At 48.7% G+C, this 18,044-nt stretch carries 21 protein-coding genes and 2 tRNA genes; 17 read left to right on the top strand and 6 right to left on the bottom strand.

The window, feature by feature from the left end:
- Positions 1-42: 42 nt before the first annotated feature.
- Complete coding sequence (locus QNM19_RS05100; protein WP_049863174.1) at positions 43-1,944, top strand: propionyl-CoA synthetase; 1,902 nt, start codon at positions 43-45, stop codon at positions 1,942-1,944.
- Between the two features lie 16 nt (positions 1,945-1,960).
- Here the strand turns inward: QNM19_RS05100 and QNM19_RS05105 are convergent, their stop codons facing one another.
- The 5 genes from QNM19_RS05105 to QNM19_RS05125 are packed head-to-tail and all read right to left on the bottom strand — an operon-like array spanning position 1,961 to position 3,994.
- On the bottom strand, positions 1,961-2,290 hold the full coding sequence (locus QNM19_RS05105) for a TusE/DsrC/DsvC family sulfur relay protein (protein WP_010386021.1): 330 nt from the start codon (positions 2,288-2,290) through the stop codon (positions 1,961-1,963).
- 2 nt (positions 2,291-2,292) lie between these two features.
- Complete coding sequence (locus QNM19_RS05110) at positions 2,293-2,568, bottom strand: hypothetical protein (protein ID WP_049863173.1); 276 nt, start codon at positions 2,566-2,568, stop codon at positions 2,293-2,295.
- Positions 2,565-2,924, bottom strand: a complete 360-nt coding sequence (gene tusC / locus QNM19_RS05115; protein ID WP_049863172.1) for a sulfurtransferase complex subunit TusC — start codon at positions 2,922-2,924, stop codon at positions 2,565-2,567. The genes QNM19_RS05110 and tusC overlap by 4 nt, the downstream gene beginning before the upstream one ends.
- Positions 2,921-3,274 carry a DsrE family protein gene (locus QNM19_RS05120; protein WP_049863171.1) on the bottom strand — a complete coding sequence of 118 codons (354 nt, stop codon included), beginning with the start codon at positions 3,272-3,274 and terminating at the stop codon, positions 2,921-2,923. Before QNM19_RS05120 ends, tusC begins: the two co-directional genes overlap by 4 nt.
- Before the next feature lie 54 nt (positions 3,275-3,328).
- Complete coding sequence (locus tag QNM19_RS05125) at positions 3,329-3,994, bottom strand: Bax inhibitor-1/YccA family protein (RefSeq protein ID WP_049863170.1); 666 nt, start codon at positions 3,992-3,994, stop codon at positions 3,329-3,331.
- A 261-nt stretch (positions 3,995-4,255) separates the two neighbouring features.
- Here QNM19_RS05125 and QNM19_RS05130 point away from each other — a divergent pair.
- Together QNM19_RS05130 and QNM19_RS05135 are read left to right on the top strand one after the other, a co-directional pair.
- Positions 4,256-4,346, top strand: a tRNA-Ser gene (locus QNM19_RS05130).
- Between the two features lie 59 nt (positions 4,347-4,405).
- Positions 4,406-4,496 (top strand) — tRNA-Ser (locus QNM19_RS05135).
- A gap of 57 nt (positions 4,497-4,553) precedes the next feature.
- On the opposite strand, the gene QNM19_RS05140 is transcribed toward QNM19_RS05135, so the two are convergent.
- The gene (locus QNM19_RS05140) at positions 4,554-4,847 is read right to left on the bottom strand and encodes an HPF/RaiA family ribosome-associated protein (RefSeq protein ID WP_049863169.1); all 294 of its coding nucleotides are present in this window, start codon (positions 4,845-4,847) and stop codon (positions 4,554-4,556) included.
- 177 nt (positions 4,848-5,024) lie between these two features.
- Here QNM19_RS05140 and nhaR point away from each other — a divergent pair, with 177 nt between their 5' ends.
- The 14 genes from nhaR to proQ all read left to right on the top strand — a co-directional run bounded on the left by nhaR (position 5,025) and on the right by proQ (position 18,036).
- A complete protein-coding gene (gene nhaR, locus QNM19_RS05145) occupies positions 5,025-5,927 on the top strand; it encodes a transcriptional activator NhaR (RefSeq protein ID WP_049863168.1) in 903 nt (300 codons plus the stop codon).
- Between the two features lie 146 nt (positions 5,928-6,073).
- Entirely contained in the window at positions 6,074-8,824 is a 2,751-nt protein-coding gene (locus QNM19_RS05150; protein ID WP_284026435.1) for a cation-transporting P-type ATPase, read from the top strand.
- Positions 8,821-9,393, top strand: coding sequence for a Na+/H+ antiporter subunit E (locus QNM19_RS05155; protein WP_049863167.1), 573 nt, complete (start codon positions 8,821-8,823; stop codon positions 9,391-9,393). The genes QNM19_RS05150 and QNM19_RS05155 overlap by 4 nt, the downstream gene beginning before the upstream one ends.
- Entirely contained in the window at positions 9,390-9,647 is a 258-nt protein-coding gene (locus tag QNM19_RS05160) for an MrpF/PhaF family protein (RefSeq protein WP_049863166.1), read from the top strand. The genes QNM19_RS05155 and QNM19_RS05160 overlap by 4 nt, the downstream gene beginning before the upstream one ends.
- A complete protein-coding gene (locus QNM19_RS05165; protein ID WP_049863165.1) occupies positions 9,644-9,970 on the top strand; it encodes a monovalent cation/H(+) antiporter subunit G in 327 nt (108 codons plus the stop codon). The genes QNM19_RS05160 and QNM19_RS05165 overlap by 4 nt, the downstream gene beginning before the upstream one ends.
- A complete protein-coding gene (locus QNM19_RS05170; RefSeq protein WP_049863164.1) occupies positions 9,967-10,209 on the top strand; it encodes a DUF4040 domain-containing protein in 243 nt (80 codons plus the stop codon). The genes QNM19_RS05165 and QNM19_RS05170 overlap by 4 nt, the downstream gene beginning before the upstream one ends.
- 29 nt (positions 10,210-10,238) lie before the next feature.
- Positions 10,239-10,982, top strand: coding sequence for a hydrogen gas-evolving membrane-bound hydrogenase subunit E (gene mbhE / locus QNM19_RS05175; RefSeq protein WP_049863163.1), 744 nt, complete (start codon positions 10,239-10,241; stop codon positions 10,980-10,982).
- 13 nt (positions 10,983-10,995) lie between these two features.
- Positions 10,996-11,283, top strand: coding sequence for an NADH-quinone oxidoreductase subunit K (locus tag QNM19_RS05180; protein ID WP_049863162.1), 288 nt, complete (start codon positions 10,996-10,998; stop codon positions 11,281-11,283).
- A complete protein-coding gene (locus QNM19_RS05185) occupies positions 11,283-12,797 on the top strand; it encodes a complex I subunit 5 family protein (RefSeq protein WP_049863161.1) in 1,515 nt (504 codons plus the stop codon). The genes QNM19_RS05180 and QNM19_RS05185 overlap by 1 nt, the downstream gene beginning before the upstream one ends.
- Positions 12,794-16,024, top strand: coding sequence for a complex I subunit 5 family protein (locus QNM19_RS05190; protein ID WP_284026436.1), 3,231 nt, complete (start codon positions 12,794-12,796; stop codon positions 16,022-16,024). Before QNM19_RS05185 ends, QNM19_RS05190 begins: the two co-directional genes overlap by 4 nt.
- A gap of 88 nt (positions 16,025-16,112) precedes the next feature.
- Positions 16,113-16,490 (top strand): hypothetical protein, encoded by a 378-nt coding sequence (locus tag QNM19_RS05195; protein ID WP_049863187.1) that lies wholly within the window; start codon positions 16,113-16,115, stop codon positions 16,488-16,490.
- A 122-nt stretch (positions 16,491-16,612) separates the two neighbouring features.
- On the top strand, positions 16,613-17,071 hold the full coding sequence (locus tag QNM19_RS05200) for a GAF domain-containing protein (protein WP_040644932.1): 459 nt from the start codon (positions 16,613-16,615) through the stop codon (positions 17,069-17,071).
- A complete protein-coding gene (locus tag QNM19_RS05205) occupies positions 17,072-17,356 on the top strand; it encodes a hypothetical protein (RefSeq protein WP_049863160.1) in 285 nt (94 codons plus the stop codon).
- Positions 17,357-17,364: 8 nt separating this feature from the next.
- Positions 17,365-18,036, top strand: coding sequence for an RNA chaperone ProQ (gene proQ / locus QNM19_RS05210; RefSeq protein ID WP_010386041.1), 672 nt, complete (start codon positions 17,365-17,367; stop codon positions 18,034-18,036).
- The last annotated feature ends 8 nt before the right edge of the window (positions 18,037-18,044 follow it).

The raw sequence follows: 18,044 nt of genomic DNA on the forward strand, positions 1-18,044 counted from the left end.
AAAATATCAAACTATCTTTACCCGGCCCAACAGGAAATCATTATGACAACAACAGCATACCAAACCTATCAACAGGCATATGAGCAATTTGAGCAAGACCCTGAGGCATTCTGGCTAGACCAGGCTGCCCGACTCAACTGGCACACCCCACCCAAAACAGGCGTAAGTTACGACCATGAGTCATTAAGCCATTGGTTTGAAGATGGTCGACTCAACACCAGCTATCTGGCATTGGATCAGCAGGTAAAGGAAGGAAGAGCTGAACAAGTAGCGCTCATTTATGATTCACCCGTGACTGAGCAGAAGCAGTGTTACACCTATGCTCAGTTGCTGGATGAAGTCAGTCATTTTGCAGGCGCGCTGAGTAAACTCGGTGTTGTTGCCCGGGATAGAGTCGTTATCTACATGCCGATGATCCCGCAAGCGGTGATAGCCATGTTGGCATGTGCGCGACTTGGGGCTATTCATTCGGTCGTATTTGGCGGTTTCGCACCTAAAGAGCTTGCTGTGCGTATTGACGATGCAAAGCCCAAGTTGGTGCTAAGCGCATCTTGTGGCGTTGAAGTCGGCAGAGTGATTGAGTACAAGCCCATGCTGGATGAAGCACTGGCGTTAGCGACGCATGAAGTTGAGCATACGGTTATATGGCAGCGTGCTCAGTATCGCGCTTCGATGTTGACTCCCCGAGATATCGACTGGTGTGAACTGGTTGCTACCGCCCCTAAGATTGATGCCGTGCCTTTACCTGCAACTCATCCGCTCTATATTTTATACACATCTGGTACAACGGGGGTGCCAAAAGGGGTTGTGCGTGAGCAGGGGGGCCATGCTGTGGCGTTACATTACAGTATGGAAACTGTGTATGGTATGAAACCCGGCCAGGTGTTCTGGGCCGCCTCTGATATTGGCTGGGTTGTGGGTCATTCTTATATCGTTTATGCGCCACTATTGTTTGGCTGCAGCACTTTGCTGTATGAGGGTAAGCCAGTCAGAACCCCGGACGCGGGGGCATTTTGGCGGGTTGTCGAGGAGTATCAGGTCAATGCGTTGTTCAGTGCACCGACAGCTTTTAGAGCCATTAAAAAAGAAGATCCGGAAGGTAAGTTGTTCGCTCAGTACAATACCCGTTCACTGCAAACCTTATTTCTCGCTGGCGAGCGTTTGGACCCGGCTACCTATGACTGGTTGCAGTCGGTGACAAGACTGCCGGTTATTGATCATTGGTGGCAAACTGAAACGGGCTGGCCCATTGCCGCCAACCCCATGGGGTTGTCGCCGTTACCGACCAAAGCGGGCAGTGCATCGGTGCCTACGCCGGGTTATCAATTGACTGTCCTGGATGCGAATGGTGAACCTTGTGCGGCTAATGAGCAGGGGCTTATTGCACTTAAAACACCGCTGCCACCCGGTTGCCTGAGCACTATCTGGCAAAATAGCACTCGCTTTAAGCAGGGGTATCTGTCGGAGTTTCCGGGTTATTACCTCTCAGGAGATGGCGGATACCTCGATGAAGAGGGGTACGTCTTTATTATGGGGCGCACGGATGATGTCATTAATGTCGCAGGCCACCGCTTATCAACCGGGGAGATGGAGGAAGTGGTGGCGGCACATGAAGCAGTGGCAGAATGCGCTGTCTTTGCAGCCAAAGATGAATTAAAGGGGCAGGTACCTGTCGCCATGGTAGTACTCAAAGATGGGAGCGTGCTCACTCAAGCACAATTGCGTGAAGAGCTAGTGCAGTCTATTCGGGGGAAAATTGGCGCAATCGCGTGTCTGAAACAAATTTTGGTTGTAGAGCGCTTACCTAAAACACGTTCTGGTAAGATATTACGCAAAAACTTACGTCAGCTGGTGGATGGCGAAGCGATGACAGTACCGTCAACCATTGACGATCCCGCCACGCTTGATGAAATCAGTACCTTGTGGCACGCTTCGCAGCAGTAACCTGCTGTTTGTTAGACTAGATACACTTAGCCGGTTTTGGCAAACCGGCTATTTTAGTTGCTTGCTTTGCCGGGCCTTTAGGGAAAAGTTTGTACAAATAAATACTTTTCCCTTTGTCTTCCCCTAGCTTTTGACCAATGGCCTTAACCAGCATGCGAATAGCCGGGCTGGTGTTATATTCTTCATAAAAGTCGCGCACAAAGTTGACAACTTCCCAGTGGGCATCTGTCAGCGTAATATTTTCTTGCTCCGCGAGCAGCGGTGCCAGTTCTTTATGCCAGTCCTGATGGTTCAGCAGGTAGCCTTCTTTGTCTGTTTCGATCTGTTTATCTTGAAAAACGAGCATAGTTACCACGTAATTGTTTTTTGACATTGCTCAACCAGCGTGATCCACTGCTGGTCGTCGAGCAATTCGATGTTATCCAGTGCGTTGATGCCCCGTGCCAGTGCACAGACACTGAGCATACAGGTGCGGTTAGCGCTTAATGCACACCATGCACGTTGATCATAACAGGCATCTCGGGTGAGCAATAGCACATCCTGCTCACCGAGCAAGGAGGCATCAAATGCTGCTTTGTAGTAGCTCACTGGCTTGGAAAAAATATGTAATGTCGGGAGACTCATAAACTCACTACCTTGTTCTGCTGCTTGAGTAGTGTTTGTTGTGCATCCAGAGTCAGGATCTGCGCATCGATGTTTAAGTCGTCCGCTGTCAGGGCAAACTGGCTCATGGCTTCGGCACACACATAGATTTGTTCAACGTCATAAATCTCCAGCGTTTTGAGCTGCTTAAAGTAATTTTTCATACCCAGTTGAGACGCATCATTGCCTGCTTTTAACGCCAGTACCGCTGGGCCTTTGAATAGCCAGGACACGTTTTGATCCAGCGCGGCAAAAATCAATGCCATATCTAATCCCTCGCGGATATTAGCGCCATCAAAGGGAGCGGTGTGATTGATCACCAGAATGTTTTCGCTCATTTAAATTGCACCCACTTATCTGCTTTGGTTGCCAGCATGGCAAACTCTGCCAATCCGGCGACTTCAAATGGGCCACAGTTTGAGGTGTCCAGGCCATACTTTTCTGCGGCTGTGACACACAGCTTGAGTGCAATGCCTGCGTCATGCAGCGATTGCCAAAGTTGAGTCGGCTGCAGTTCATCACTGGCGAGACTAAAGTGTTGGCTGGCAAACAAAACGGCCTGCTGGTAAAGAAAAATACATTTGATCTGGTGATCTTGTGCTTGTAAAGCATTGGCGAACCGCACCAGCTGTTGTAAAGCATCATGATCACTTACATTGCTGTGCAGGGAAAGTACGTATTGACTCAAAAGTTACTCATAAAAAAAGCCCCGGATGGGGCTTATTTTAGCAAACTGAGCGTATTAGTCATCACTTGAGCCAAGCAGCGCAAGGATAGACGTGAACAGGTTGTAGATGCTCAGGTACAGGCTTACTGTTGCCAGGATGTAGTTTGTTTCACCACCGTTTACGATGCGGCTTGTGTCGTACAAAATGAAGCCAGACATCAGTAATACAACAGCCGCGTTAATCGCGATAAAGGCAACTGAACTGCCGATAAACAAGTTAACCAGACTTGAAACGATCACGACCAGCATACCTACAACCAGGAAGCCACCCATGAAGGAGAAGTCTTTCTTAGTTGTCAACGCGTATGCAGACAGACCAAAGAATACTAAAGCAGTCGAGCCCAGTGCCTGTGCAATCAACAGGCTACCATTTGGCATTGCTGCATAATGGCTAAGCAGTGGGCCTAAGCCAAAGCCCATGAGGCCAGTGAATAGGAAAACCAGACCAATCGCTGAGCTTGAGTTCGCTTTTTTCTGGATCACGAACAACAGACCAAACGCAATTAAAGAACAGACAAGACCGGTAAAGCGCGGTAGTGCCATAGTCATAGAGATGGCAGCAGTAATCGCACTAAATGCCAGTGTCATTGCCAGTAGGAAGTAGGTGTTTTTAAGCACCTTGTTAGTTTCGACCGTCGACATAGCCACTTTTTGGCCAGTGTACGAATGATTGAACGCCATTTTCAGCTCCTTATTAGAAACACTATGTTCCGAAAATTATTCTAGGCCAAGATTACCAAGAGTTAAAACGCTCGGCAAACCTTTCTGGTTTAGTAGACCCTAAAACTAGGTTAAAAGTTCTCTAACTCCCGATTTTTGACCATAAAACCTCCCAACGTGTCCGATGTTTATACAAATAAAGTGAATTTTGACCAATTAAACAAAAAAGCGAAAAAAAAGCTTCACAAGGAGGCCGGGATTCTCTAATATTCGCCTCGCTGCGGAGAGATGGCTGAGCGGTTGAAAGCACCGGTCTTGAAAACCGGCATACGTTAATAGCGTATCTAGGGTTCAAATCCCTATCTCTCCGCCACCTAATTTTACGCAGGTTTGCCTCTGATAGTTCACAGGTGAACGGCGACAATCTGATTCGGAGAGATGGCTGAGTGGTTGAAAGCACCGGTCTTGAAAACCGGCATACGTTAATAGCGTATCTAGGGTTCAAATCCCTATCTCTCCGCCACATTAAGGCCGTAAGTTTATGACTTGCGGCCTTTTTTCTTATCTCCAGGTGCATAATTTAACCAGATAGCCGCAATGCTCTTTTCACGTAGCGTTTGGCGCGATGTGCGCAGGCATTGATTGCGTCGGATGCTTTGCTTGCCACTTCATTGGCCTCTACAGCTTTATAGCCCTTTAAACCAACGCGTATGGTGCACTGAAATTCTGGCTGGGTTTCATCAGCCAACAGGTACACTTCAACTTTATCTATCTGACCTGCATAGCGGCCAAGCATCAGCCTGATTTGAGCATCTACATAATTATCCTCGGCTTCAGTGGTGTCACTATGGGATGAAAACACATCTACCCACATATTTTGCTCTCGCTGGTTAGTATTATCGTTAATAGACTCGGGGCATGATCGAATATCGCCTCAACATGATCGTTTTACGTCAACAAGCGTATCAATCGAAAAGAATTAAATGAAATCGTTTGTTCTATATACTAAAGTTCGGATTATTCGAAGTGTCAGCGAGTTGGAGAAAGCACCATGCAGGATGTGATTAACTACAAACACTTAAAGTACTTCTGGGCGGTGGCGCACGAAGGCAGCATCGCTAAGGCCAGCGCAAAGCTAAACATAACCCCGCAAACTATCAGTGGTCAGTTGTCTTTACTGGAAGAACGGGTTGGCAACGAGCTTTTGCAAAAAGAGGGGCGAGGCCTGCGGTTAACCGATACGGGCAGAGTGGTATTGCGTTACGCAGATGAAATATTTGAACTTGGCAACGAGTTGAGTGACGTCCTGAAAGGCAACAACGCGGTGGGACCCGCAGAGTTTATTGTCGGAGCGTCGAGCGTATTACCCAAAACCATAGTACACAAAATTATCAAACCGGCTATGCACATAGAACAGGAAATTCGGCTGACCAGCCTGGAAGGGCCGGTAGATAGCATGCTGGCCGATCTGGCCGTTCATAAAGTGGATTTAGTGTTAAGCGATGTGCCTGTAACGGGGGCGTTTAGTGTCAAAGCTTATAACCATTTACTAGGGGAGAGCGGCATTACCTTTCTGGCAGCGCCGGCACTGGCCAGGCAATATGAGAAAAACTTTCCGATTTCGCTTAACAATGCGCCTTTGCTGTTGCCTACACAACAACATGAAATTCGCAAAGAGTTTGATTTCTGGCTGAGCGATCAGAATATTCATCCCAATATTGTGGCGCAGTTTGATGACAGTGCTCTAATGAAGTCGTTTGGTCAGTCTGGTTTGGGGATCTTTTTTATGCCCAGCACGATAGCTGACGATGTATGTGACTCCTTTCATGTGCGCCCGGTGGGTGAACTGACTCAAGTTAAGCAAAAATTCTATGCAATATCAGCGGAACGTAAGATCCGACATCCGGCGATCGCTGCAATTTTGAATTCGGCTAAATCATCTTTATTCGTTTAGTGTACGTTTTCAAAGAGCCATGAGATCAGCTGTTTGCTCAACTAAAAGTTCGCTTTTTTCGATATTTTAAAGTCAATAATTCGAGTTTTACATATCATTGCTGCACCCTAGTATGGAGTTAGTACAACTAGTTCCCGAGGTGTTTTATGCAAGATCTGAAAGACTGGCACAGTCAACACTCAGAAGAAGTACTCAAGCAGTTCGAGGCCGACCTGGAGCAGGGGTTATCTTTGCAACAGGTCGACAGGCAACAGGCGAAATTTGGGCCTAACGCCATTACTAAGCACGATGGAGACGGACCAATTAAACGGTTTGTAATGCAGTTCCATCAGCCTTTGGTTTATATTCTGCTCTCTGCGGTGGTGGTGACACTGGCGCTCCAGGAGTGGGTTGATGCCATTGTCATTTTTGCCGTGGTACTGCTCAACGCCATCATCGGCTTCGTGCAGGAATCTAAAGCCATCAATGCTATTAGCGCCTTGTCTGGCAGCATTAAATCCACCGCGACTGTGATCCGGGATGGCGTAAAAACGACCATACCTGCTCAGCAACTTGTGCCCGGGGACATCGTCCTGCTGCAAGCGGGCGACAAAGTAACTGCGGACATGCGTCTGGTGAAGGTCAGAGACTTGCAGGTTGATGAGTCGGCGCTGACTGGCGAATCAGTTCCTGTTGAAAAGAATCTTGAGGTGCTGGCCAAAGAAGCCCTGCTGGGAGACAGGCAAAACATGGCATTTTCTTCCACTTTGGTTGTGTACGGCACTGGGGTCGGTGTTGTGACCGAAACAGGAGACCATACTGAAATCGGTAAAATCTCAGAGCTTATTGCGACCACGCCCACATTGGACACGCCATTAACCAAGCGCATCAAACAATTCAGTCATGTATTGCTTTACGCAATTGTCGGTCTTGCGGCCATCACTTTATTGATAGGGTATTTACATGGCCAGCCTCTGCTGGAGTCGTTTATGGCTGCGGTAGCTCTGGCTGTGGGCGCAATTCCGGAAGGGTTACCTGCGGCAGTGACTATTATGCTGGCCATTGGCGTCTCGCGCATGGCCAAACGCAAAGCGGTGATCCGTAATTTGCCAGCGGTTGAAACGCTGGGGAGCACCACGATCATTTGCTCAGATAAGACCGGTACCTTGACTAAAAATGAAATGACAGTAGAGCGCATATACAGTGGTGGCAAATTGTATAGCGTATCTGGGAATGGCTATGATCCAGAAGGTGTTATTGGGGACCGTGATGCACAACCGCTGGTCACTGAACCGCAAAAACAACCTGCTTTGTCTGCCACACTCAGAGCCGGCGCGTTGTGTAATGATGCGCAATTAATGGCACCGGACCAGGAAAACTCACAGTGGCGGATCAGCGGTGACCCAACTGAGGCAGCATTATTGGTGTCAGCTCACAAGGCGAGTATGGCGCCAGGCAGTCTTAATGCAAAACGCCTCGACTGTATTCCGTTTCAGTCTGAATATCAGTATATGGCTACCCTGGATGACGTTGACGGTGCGCATATCATCCATATGAAAGGCTCCATCGAGAGCATTTTGTCCAAATGTCAGTTTATGTTGAATGAGCAGGGCGAGACCATCGGGCTGGATCAAGATGGCATTGAGCAAGAAGCCGAACGACTGGCTGCAAAAGGTTTACGTGTATTGGCATTTGCCAGCAAAACATCAACAGGTGCGCAAACCACTTTGAGCCACGAAGATGTTGCTAATGGACTGATATTCCTCGGATTACAGGCAATGATAGATCCGCCACGTCCAGAGGCTATTGAGGCCGTTGCGGCCTGTCACCGGGCGGGGATCCGGGTCAAGATGATCACCGGCGATCACGCATTGACTGCCACCAGCATCGCCAAACAGTTAGGTATTATACAGCCACAAAGTGCGGGTAAAACCGTTACTGGCTATCAGTTGGGTGATTTGTCTGAGCATGAGTTCAGTGATATTGCCAGTAACAACGATGTGTTTGCCCGGGTCAGCCCCGAGAACAAGCTACAGCTGGTGAAATCGTTGCAAGCTGAAGGCCATGTTGTGGCTATGACGGGCGATGGAGTTAATGATGCCCCGGCGCTCAGACGAGCAGATATCGGCGTTGCCATGGCATTGAATGGCACGGAAGTGGCGCGGGATGCCTCTGATATGATGCTGACTGATGATAACTTTGCTACCGTGCGGGCCGCTGTTGAGGAAGGTCGTGGCGTATTCGATAACCTTAAGAAGTTTATCGTCTGGACGTTACCCACTAATGGTGGTGAAGGGTTAGTGATTCTGCTGGCAGTGCTATTGGGTGTCTCATTACCATTACTACCAGTGCATATATTGTGGGTCAACATGACGACAGCCATTCTACTCGGTCTGATGCTGGCTTTTGAGCCAAGAGAAAAGGGCATAATGGAGCGGCCCCCTTATGATCCGAATGCCCCCATAATAGATAGAATATTAATGTGGCGAATTTTGTTGGTGTCCTCTTTGCTCTGTATCACAGCTTTTGGTTTATATGAACTAGAGCTGATGTGGGGGGCCACAGAAGCACAAGCAAGAACAGTCGCAGTCGCTATGTTTGTGGTGGGTGAAGCATTCTATCTGTTTAACTGTCGCTCTCTGGACCGCTCGGTATTTTCGGTCGGGTTGTTCTCAAACCGTTGGATCTGGATAGGTATCGCGCTCATGATGGCACTACAAATATTGTTTACCTATCAACCTCTGATGAATGACTGGTTCCAGAGTGCGCCTATTTCACTGGAAGCCTGGCTACGTGTTATCGCCTGTGGCTGGTTCATCTCTCTGATTGTTGGGGTGGAGAAGCATTTGCGTAGTAAAAGCAAAGATGCACAGGCGACCTCGGATCCAAACACTAACAGAGTGAGTGAATCGGTATGAACTCAAAGACGCATTCTTACAATTCAGACAAACGGACCTTGCTTATCCGGGCAGTGATCTTCAGCGGACTGTGGTTATTACTCACAAAAGGGGCGTGGTCCTCCTGGGTGATAGGTATTGTTGTTGTCCCTGTGTCTGTCTGGATGAGCATGCGTCTTTTTAATGATTCTTCACGCAATATTACGAGTAACAATGGCAAATATGTAACGGGAGAGTTTCATTATGTTCGGCTGCTGCGTTTGTTGCCGTATTTCCTGCTTAATTCCCTGAAAGGAGGAATACAAACTGCGCGTCTGGCATTTTCGCGTCGCGTTTCCATGCGCCCGGGTACGGTATCGTATCCACTGCGCTTACCTCCGGGCCATGCACAGTTGTGGTTTATTCATCTTATCAGCTTATTACCGGGCACATTGAGTGCACAGATTAGAGGTGATTCTTTGTTAGTGCACATGTTAGAGGTAACAGAGGGCAATTATCAGGATGTGATTGGCTGTGAGCAAAAAATCGCCTACTTGTTTGATTTAGATATAGATAAACAAGCAGAGCCAGTTATGAAGGAGCAACAATGAGTGAGTATTTAAACTGGATGGTGACCGTTTTAACTCTGGTGCTACTAGGTGGGCTTTGGCGGCTCTGGCTGGGGCCTTCGAAGCTGACTCGGATACTTTCTTTGCAGCTGTTTGGCACGGTGGGTGTAGCTATTTTGACTCTGCTGGCCGTGGTCTACCAGCAAAGTGCTTTGTTTAATGTCGCGCTGGTTTTGGCTTTGCTGGCGCCCACTGCGACCGTCATTCTGGTAAAAATGGGGGATACCAAATCATGATCTTGATTGACTGGTATAGCGCGTTGATGGTGGCATTGGGTGCTTTTTTCTTTGTTGCCGGGTGTGTCGGTCTGTGGCGCTTCCCTGACGAATTGTCAAAGCTGCACGCACTGACCAAGGCCGATAATGTAGGGTTGGGGTTTGTCGTACTGGGTGTGATCCCACAGGTTGCAGAGATGGCTGATGCCATTCAGTTGCTGGTGATCTGGGTTGCCGTGATGTTGGCCGGCGCGGTTTCTTGCTATTTGCTAGCCAGCCAAACGCAGTCTCAGCAACTGGAGCAGCCAGACGTGGATGAGCATCAAACAGGAGGAAACCAATGATAAGTGGTGAGCTGATTATTGATCTTCTATTGGGCTGTGGCGCCGTGATGACAGCAGTACTGTGTCTCACTGCGAAAGACTTATTCCAGGCCATTTTGCTGTTTATCAGTATGGGCTTGCTGGTGACTTTAGCCTGGGTGCGATTGGGCGCGTGGGATGTCGCAATCGCAGAGGCGGCGATCGGCGCTGGGTTGACTGGTGCTTTACTCATTGCAACACGCAGGCAGCTCAATCAATAGCTTGGATTTGAATAACCACAGGGGGAGCTATGTTTAATGACATTACGCTGGCACGTAACGCGGAGCAGCAAGCAGGACTATCTGGCGGCGTCTTATTTGTTGTTGGTTTAGTGGTTGGTTTAGTTTGCCTGTTTCTTATCTTTGCGCTGATTAACACTTCAGTGGCAGATCAGCCGCTTGTTGCTTTGGTCGCCTCTAACCTGGAGCAAAGCGGCGTTCAGAACCCGGTTACGGCGGTGTTACTGAACTTTCGTAGTTATGACACCTTACTTGAAGTTGCGGTGTTGCTAATTGTTGCTCTGGCGGTGATGCCAGTGAGTCAAGAACAGAGTAACCAAGCGTTTATCACGGTATCAAAACCTATACAGCGCAGCCCTGTATTGGAAGCATTTTTGCGCTGGTTACTGCCTGCAATTGTCGTTACCTCTGGGTACTTGCTATGGACTGGTGCGGCTTTGCCTGGCGGCGCGTTTCAGGCCGGCGCGCTGCTGGCGGGGGCTGGCATTTTATTACTATTGGCCGGGCATCACAGCTTTAACTTTAATGCGCTGATCGCTCGCGTGTTGTTAGTGGTTGGCTTAGCGGTATTTTTGTTGGTTGGCGCTGCCGTAATCGTATCGACTGGCACGGCACTGGCTTATCCGATTGCCTGGGCAGGCACTTTGATCCTGATAATTGAAGTGGCGGCGACGTTGACCATAGCCGCTATTTTGGTTTTGCTGTTCTGCGCACTTCACGTTGCGCCTCAGCAAAGACAAGAGATAGCTCGGTAAAGGAGGATAGTCCATGACACAAGCGCTGGCCTATAGTGTATTTGGTATTATTTTGTTCGGCATTGGATTGTTTGGCGTGTTAGCGATTGCACATGTCGTTAAAAAAATCCTGGCTATCAACATTTGTGGCGTGGGGGTTTTTATGGTGTTTATCGCTAATGCCTCATCCGGCGCTGCGGCTGATTTTGTGCCTCATGCGATGGTTTTGACCGGGATAGTGGTGGCCGTTGCAGGCACAGCGTTAGCTTTGTCTTTGGTGTGTCGGATAAATGCCCTTGAAAAACAGGAGGGTGATGCCTGATGCCCTTAACTGATATGTCCACATTACTCCCTTTGTTGGTGGCCATTCCTTTGGTCGGTGCCATCGTCTCTGTACTGTTAAACACCAAATACGCGCAAGTGTTAACTGGGCTGCTGACAGCAATGAGCTTGTTGCTGGTGATCGGGTTTGTCTTAGGTGGATTATCGTTCAATGGGGCTGGGGACACAATTACGCTGAGGTATTCGCTTGCGGGCTGGGTAGCTCCTCTGGGTATTGCGCTGAGCCTCGATGGCTTTTCGGCCTTGTTGATCACGTTGACGATTTTTCTGGTCGCTGTATTGACCTTGTACTCGGCTTTTTATTTCTCAGCCTCACCTGCGCGCGTGCGTTTTTGGCCTCTGTGGTGGTTGCTGGTGGCGGGGATTAACGCTTTATTCTTATCTGCCGATATTTTCAATATTTACGTAACGCTTGAGATCATTGGGCTGGCGGCAGTTGCGCTGGTTGCGCTTAGTGGTAATAAGGAAAGTCTGACAGCGGCGCTGCGATACCTGTTAGTGGGTTTGCTGGGGTCACTCTGTTACTTACTGGCTGTCGCACTGTTATATCATGCATATGGTACACTGGATTTTGTGCAGCTTGCAGAGCGAGTTGAGTCGAATCCGTTGAGCTGGGCTGCTCTTGCGCTGATCACTGTGGGCCTGGTGTTAAAAACTGCCCTGGTTCCGTTACATTTTTGGTTGCCCTATGCGCATGGCAGTGCGCCGGCACCCGTTAGTGCGATTTTGTCTGCACTGGTTGTTAAAGCGTCGTTTTACTTGCTGGTACGATTCTGGATGGAGATCCTCACGCCTGCCGTGACTAATGATGCCTTGATGCTGCTGGGTGTGTTTGGTGGACTGGCAATTCTCTGGGGGTGTGTGCAAGCGCTCAGAGCAAAACGCCTTAAACTCATGGTGGCGTATTCGACCGTCGCACAAATTGGTTATCTATTTTTGCTGTTTCCACTTTTGATGAGTACGGACGGGGCGTCGGCTTCGCAATTGGCAGCACAACATCAAAGTGCGCTTGCGGCAGTATCTTACTTCATTGTTGCGCATGCCTGCGCAAAAGCTGCAATGTTCATCGCCGCGGGCAATATCATACATTCATTGGGACATGACGACATTGCCAGGTTACAGGGCATGGCGAAATACATGCCTTTGAGTTTGTTTACTTTTGCAATAGCAGGAGGCAGTTTAATTGGCTTACCGCCCAGTGCCGGGTTTATCGCAAAATGGTTATTGCTGAATGTTGCCATAGATACTCAGCAGTGGTGGTGGGTTGTGATCATTCTGACTGGAGGCCTGTTGGCCGCACTGGCTATCTTCAGAGTACTGGACCTGGCATTTATTAAACCTGAGCACGCATGCGAACAAAGCGCGCCGGACAATTGGCAAAAAGTCCCCGTTGCGATGCCGGTTAGTGGCCTGGCTTTAGCACTGTGTACGATGGCGCTGGGGTTTAATGCGGATCTAATTATTGACCTGGTTTCGTTAGGAGGCGGCGAATGATGTGGCAAAGCACACTGCCTTTACTGATATTATTGAGCGCACTGGCATCGGGTGTGGCGATATTTTTTGTCAGTGACAGCAAACCAAAGCTGAGAAAAACGTTAAACTTTTTAGGGGCGTTTACTTGTGTCGCGTTGATACTTGTCATGATCTCGGGCGTTTACCAGGGACAGGTGTTTGAAACGCGTTTGCCATTATTGCCTAACATGGACTTAGTGCTTCATGCGGATGCGTTATCTTTATTGTTTGTCGCTTTATCCGGATTTTTATGGCTGCTGACCACGATTTATGCAATTGGATATCTCGAGCAGTCACCTAACCGCAGTCGCTTTTTTGGATTTTTTAGCTTGTGTGTGTTTGCGACCATTGGCGTTGCGCTTGCGGGTAATCTGATAACGTTTCTGATTTTCTACGAATTACTGACGCTGACAACCTATCCGCTGGTGGTGCACAAAGGGAACAAAGCATCGCTTGCAGCAGGGCGCAAATATCTCATTTACACTATGCTTGGCGGCGCTAGCTTATTGGCCGGGGTAGTGTGGTTAAAAGCGCTGGCTGGATCACTGGATTTTACCGCGACAGGTCTGCTGGCGTCCATGCCACATCTCGATCCGCTCCATCTCAAAGTCATATTTGCCCTGATCATCATAGGGCTGGGTGTCAAAGCGGCATTGGTGCCTTTACATGGCTGGCTGCCTGCTGCGATGGCAGCGCCTGCGCCAGTCAGCGCGCTGTTACACGCGGTAGCGGTTGTTAAAGCGGGCGCATTTGGCATAGTACGGGTCGTATATGATGTTTACGGTGTTGAGTTTGCTCAGGAACTGGGGTTGACTATCATACTCGCTGTGATGGCTTCGATCACCATAGTGTATGGCTCTACCCGAGCTGTATTTCAGGATGATCTGAAACGCAGGCTGGCTTATTCTACCGTTAGTCAGGTCTCCTACATCGCCCTGGGCACCGCGATTGCCGGGCCGATTGCGACGATCGGCGGTATTGCACATCTGGTTCACCAGGGGTTGATGAAGATCACCATGTTTTTCTGTGCCGGCAGTATCGCCGAAACGCTTGGTGTGACTAAAGTCAGTCAGATGAACGGTGCTGGCAAACGCATGCCACTGACAATGCTGGCGTTTAGTCTGGCCGTGCTGGGTATGATAGGGATCCCTCCTGCGGCGGGCTTTATCTCAAAATGGTATTTGGGTACTGGCGCACTGGAAGCGGGTTTTTATTGGGTGCTTGGGGTGCTTATTATTAGTAGCCTGCTTAACGCCATCTATTTTCTGCCTATTTTGTATGCCGCGTGGTTTAAACCGCAACAGGAAGCCTGGCCAAAAGAGCAACCGCGTGGGCGATTTGAGACACACTGGATGTTAATGTTGCCGCCAATTGTCACGGCGATACTGGCACTGAGCGCAGGTTTGTTTGCGGACGCCCAGTTCAGCCCGCTCAATTGGGTTAAACTGATAGCTGCACGGGAATACGGCAGTGAATTTGTGTCGATCCTGACGGTAAGTTCACAACAAATCCCCTGGATGTGGTTGGCCATAGGCGCGCCTGCACTATGTGCATTGTTATTGGTACGCAAGCCGATGCACAGGGCAGCACATTGGTTTTTACCTCTGTCAGCTGGTATTGCACTGTTTGCCTATATGATGTCGGCACAAGGTACAAATACTACCCCCTGGCTGTTTTTTGGCAGCATCATGACATTGAATGAGACGACCTCAACCTTTTTCTTGTTGGCTGGTTGTTTGTGGCTGCTGGCGGCGGTTTTCGCGGTCAATTTTGCTAAAACTGACAAGCGCAAGGTGCGCTTCTGTTTGTTCTTTTTGTTAGCTATGTGCGGTAACTTCGGGCTTATTTTGGCCGAGGACATCTCAGGCTTTATTAGCTTTTTCACCCTGATGAGTCTGGCCTCGTACGGCCTGGTTGTACACTTTGACACCGAAGAGGCGCATCAGGCTGGTAAGTCTTACATGCAATGGGCGGTGCTCGGAGAGTTATTGCTGTTTACTGCACTGGCGGGCTTAGCTTATGGTTCTATTGACCCATCTTCTGCAAGCAATCCCGAGCAGGCTTATCCAGCCTGGGCAATTGGGTTTTTACTGGCGGGATTTGGTGTAAAGGCCGGCTTGTTTGGCTTGCACGTTTGGCTGCCTATGGCACACCCTGTTGCTCCGGTTGCTGCCAGTGCCCTGTTAAGTGGGGTTATGGTCAAGGCAGGTTTGTTAGGCTGGTTGAAGTTTATTCCATTCGGAGAGGTTGCGTTTGCAACTTTTGGTTCATTGCTTGTGGTACTGGGGTTATTTGCGGCATTTTTTGGTGTGCTGGTTGGGGTGACTCAGGACAACCCCAAAGCTTTGCTTGCCTATTCGACCATGAGTCAGATGGGGATACTGATCGCGGCAGTTGGTGTGGGGCTGAAATACCCGGATGTATGGGCATTCCTGTTGCCTGCGATAGTGTTATATGCGGTACATCATGGTCTTGCGAAAGCCGCGCTGTTTTTGTTTGCTGGTATGAATACAAGCCTTGCATGGCAAAAGTATCGTTGGATATGTTGGTTGGTGGTATGCATACCCGCGGCCGCGCTGGCCGGGTTGCCGCTCACCAGTGGCGCTGTCGCTAAAGTCGCTTTGAAGGATGTCGTGGAACGAGATCTCTTGATGGGAACTGTTTTACCGCTTACTGCAATCGGCACGACCTGGCTGATGATGCGCTTTTTAGCACTGGTTGGACAGAAGGCTTCAAAAACAGCAGCTGGACAAGCCGACAGACTCCAGTTGGGCGCATTTGGTGCCTTGCTGATACTGGTGGTTGTGCTCAGTTACTTGTTACCCCAGTCAGAAGGGGCATGGTCTGGCCAGCTAACTGTGACGGGATTTTGGGGAGGCCTATGGCCAGTGTTGCTCGGCTTAGGTTTGTATATCGCGACGCGTGCGTTCATAAACAGTATGGGAGCGTTACCTGCTGGTGATATTAATGTGGCCTACCAGGAAGCGGGCAGTCTGGTACGTCTCGGTGCTGACACCATGGCACAGGGCTTAGCGCTGCTAAAAGACGAGCTCAAGCAAACATCCTGGCAGCTTCCGCAGCATGTTGTCCAGCGTAAAATTCGTTTGATAAGCCTGATATTGACGGTGTTGCGGTCTATGATGACACCGGGCGTGTTGTTTGCGTTGTTACTGTGTGTAATGCTATGGGCTGTTGCAACAGGCGGGTAAATGTATACGACCAAAGTTGACTTGTGATACTGGTGGATCACGTCAACACTGAACATCTCTGTGCAGACTGATAAAGGTGAAAGAGATGATAAAAGGGCAGGTAGCTAAGGCCGTGGGGTACTCGTTGTTGTCACCGCTTATTGTTGGCATTGTGTTGGGTGGCTACTACGCGTTGCTAAGTGGTCAGAGCAAAATCTTGTTTCAAATACTGATGACCGCGGTTGCTAACGCACACATTGTGGGTCTGTCTATGGCGTGTTTTGTGTTGCCGGCTTACATGGCTCTGCTACGCTACAACAAGGTAAGTTATTCAGCAGTATTAACTGCTGGTATGTTGGGTGGCGCCTTGTTCAGCTTCTTGTTTGTTGCAAGTTCAGGCATGGTTTTCATCATCAACGCAGTGATGGCTGCACTGGGCGGCGGGTTGTTTTTGTTCAGTTTACGCCGCAACGCGCGAAGTGCCTGATGGCTTTTTGTACAGCTCGGCGGTGTTTTACACTAATTTAATAGTTTTTCTGTCTAAAAGGTTTCATTTAGCTGCCCGAAAGAGTACCTTTACTTCTTATGTAAATTTGTTGAATGACCGCAATGCAGAAGAAAAAGTTCTACGATACCCTCAGCCTACAAGCTCAGGCCCTGATTGGTGATGAGCACAACTACATCGCCAATATGGCAAACCTCAGCGCCTTATTATTTACCTCAATGGAAGACATTAATTGGGCGGGCTTTTACCTCTTAGATGGTACTGACGAACTTGTGCTGGGTCCTTTTCAGGGGAACCCCGCCTGCATTCGTATCCCATTAGGCAAAGGCGTATGTGGTACAGCGGCCGCTGAGTTAACAACTCAGCTGGTTGAGGATGTACACAGCTTTGATGGTCATATTGCCTGTGACGCTGCGTCAAACTCTGAAATTGTGATCCCCGTGATGCGAAATGGCGAGCTATTTGCAGTTTTAGATATTGATAGCCCGAGTCTGGCAAGATTTGACGATGAAGATAAAATGGGCCTGGAAGCACTGGTAAAATGCTTTGAAGGTACCTTATAAATGAAAGAACTACTAAACGTTCAGGATTATCTGTTTTCCACCTTCGATGTCGGAGACTGGGAAGGAGAAGAAGAGCGTGTCGCAGAGACGTTAAATGAGCTTATCCACGTAGCCTGGGAGCAACTACCTGACGATCTTTCCTGCGAGAAAATTGATTTAATTATAAATGGAATATGGGAGCATCTGCGCGGCGATTTGGCACTAGTCGAGGCCGAGTATGATGAACTCATTGACTGGGTTACACATTACATTCAGTCATCTCTTGATGATAATATTGAACTATAGGTTTAGACATGGAAACCACAAACAAGCTAAAAGATATCAAAGAGGTTCTCGACTTTTTATATGCCGAGTTTCCTCAGTGTTTTAAACAAAAAGACGGTATAAAACCGCTTAAGGTCGGCATCTTCAAAGATATTGCCGCCAGAATTGAAGGATCTGAAAAAGTCAGTAAGACTCAGGTTCGCCAGGCGCTGCGTAAGTACACTTCTTCGTGGCGCTATTTAGAAGCCGTGATTAACAATGAATTTCGTGTTGATCTGGACGGTAATGATGCCGAGAAAGTTGAGCAGGAACATGTAGAGCATGCTCAAAAAGCACTTGAAGAGTCACGTGCTAAAATGGCTAAACGTAAGAAGCCGCAACGTCCAAGACAAGATGGTCGTGGTGAGCGCCGTCGCGATGGTGACACAAAATCTTACAAATCTCGCGGTGAGAACAAGCACCGTCACGGCAATAAAAACGCTAAAGTTAATGCTAAACCAGAGCAACAGCAGCGTCGTAGCTCAGGTAAAGTTGAACCTCTTCCGGCAAATGAGGTCAAGGTAAATAATAAGGTTAAAGTAAAGTTGGGACAGGCCTTAGTTAATGCAACCATCACTGAAGTCAACAAAGACGAAGTTCATGTTGAATTAGTGACAGGGATGCAAGTTAAAACAAAAGCAGAAAGCCTGTTTATTCTTTAAGGAGTAGT

This window comes from Pseudoalteromonas ardens (genome assembly GCF_030125445.1).
In the GTDB taxonomy this organism is placed as follows: domain Bacteria; phylum Pseudomonadota; class Gammaproteobacteria; order Enterobacterales; family Alteromonadaceae; genus Pseudoalteromonas; species Pseudoalteromonas ardens.

What these genes read in the sequence shown, in the direction of transcription:
- QNM19_RS05100 (WP_049863174.1), top strand. Translation starts at nt 43, where the DNA reads ATGACAACAACAGCATACCAAACCTATCAACAGGCATATGAGCAATTT.
- QNM19_RS05105 (WP_010386021.1), bottom strand. Translation starts at nt 2,290, where the DNA reads ATGCTCGTTTTTCAAGATAAACAGATCGAAACAGACAAAGAAGGCTAC.
- QNM19_RS05110 (WP_049863173.1), bottom strand. Translation starts at nt 2,568, where the DNA reads ATGAGTCTCCCGACATTACATATTTTTTCCAAGCCAGTGAGCTACTAC.
- tusC (WP_049863172.1), bottom strand. Translation starts at nt 2,924, where the DNA reads ATGAGCGAAAACATTCTGGTGATCAATCACACCGCTCCCTTTGATGGC.
- QNM19_RS05125 (WP_049863170.1), bottom strand. Translation starts at nt 3,994, where the DNA reads ATGGCGTTCAATCATTCGTACACTGGCCAAAAAGTGGCTATGTCGACG.
- QNM19_RS05140 (WP_049863169.1), bottom strand. Translation starts at nt 4,847, where the DNA reads ATGTGGGTAGATGTGTTTTCATCCCATAGTGACACCACTGAAGCCGAG.
- nhaR (WP_049863168.1), top strand. Translation starts at nt 5,025, where the DNA reads ATGCAGGATGTGATTAACTACAAACACTTAAAGTACTTCTGGGCGGTG.
- QNM19_RS05150 (WP_284026435.1), top strand. Translation starts at nt 6,074, where the DNA reads ATGCAAGATCTGAAAGACTGGCACAGTCAACACTCAGAAGAAGTACTC.
- QNM19_RS05155 (WP_049863167.1), top strand. Translation starts at nt 8,821, where the DNA reads ATGAACTCAAAGACGCATTCTTACAATTCAGACAAACGGACCTTGCTT.
- QNM19_RS05160 (WP_049863166.1), top strand. Translation starts at nt 9,390, where the DNA reads ATGAGTGAGTATTTAAACTGGATGGTGACCGTTTTAACTCTGGTGCTA.
- QNM19_RS05165 (WP_049863165.1), top strand. Translation starts at nt 9,644, where the DNA reads ATGATCTTGATTGACTGGTATAGCGCGTTGATGGTGGCATTGGGTGCT.
- QNM19_RS05170 (WP_049863164.1), top strand. Translation starts at nt 9,967, where the DNA reads ATGATAAGTGGTGAGCTGATTATTGATCTTCTATTGGGCTGTGGCGCC.
- mbhE (WP_049863163.1), top strand. Translation starts at nt 10,239, where the DNA reads ATGTTTAATGACATTACGCTGGCACGTAACGCGGAGCAGCAAGCAGGA.
- QNM19_RS05180 (WP_049863162.1), top strand. Translation starts at nt 10,996, where the DNA reads ATGACACAAGCGCTGGCCTATAGTGTATTTGGTATTATTTTGTTCGGC.
- QNM19_RS05185 (WP_049863161.1), top strand. Translation starts at nt 11,283, where the DNA reads ATGCCCTTAACTGATATGTCCACATTACTCCCTTTGTTGGTGGCCATT.
- QNM19_RS05190 (WP_284026436.1), top strand. Translation starts at nt 12,794, where the DNA reads ATGATGTGGCAAAGCACACTGCCTTTACTGATATTATTGAGCGCACTG.
- QNM19_RS05200 (WP_040644932.1), top strand. Translation starts at nt 16,613, where the DNA reads ATGCAGAAGAAAAAGTTCTACGATACCCTCAGCCTACAAGCTCAGGCC.
- QNM19_RS05205 (WP_049863160.1), top strand. Translation starts at nt 17,072, where the DNA reads ATGAAAGAACTACTAAACGTTCAGGATTATCTGTTTTCCACCTTCGAT.
- proQ (WP_010386041.1), top strand. Translation starts at nt 17,365, where the DNA reads ATGGAAACCACAAACAAGCTAAAAGATATCAAAGAGGTTCTCGACTTT.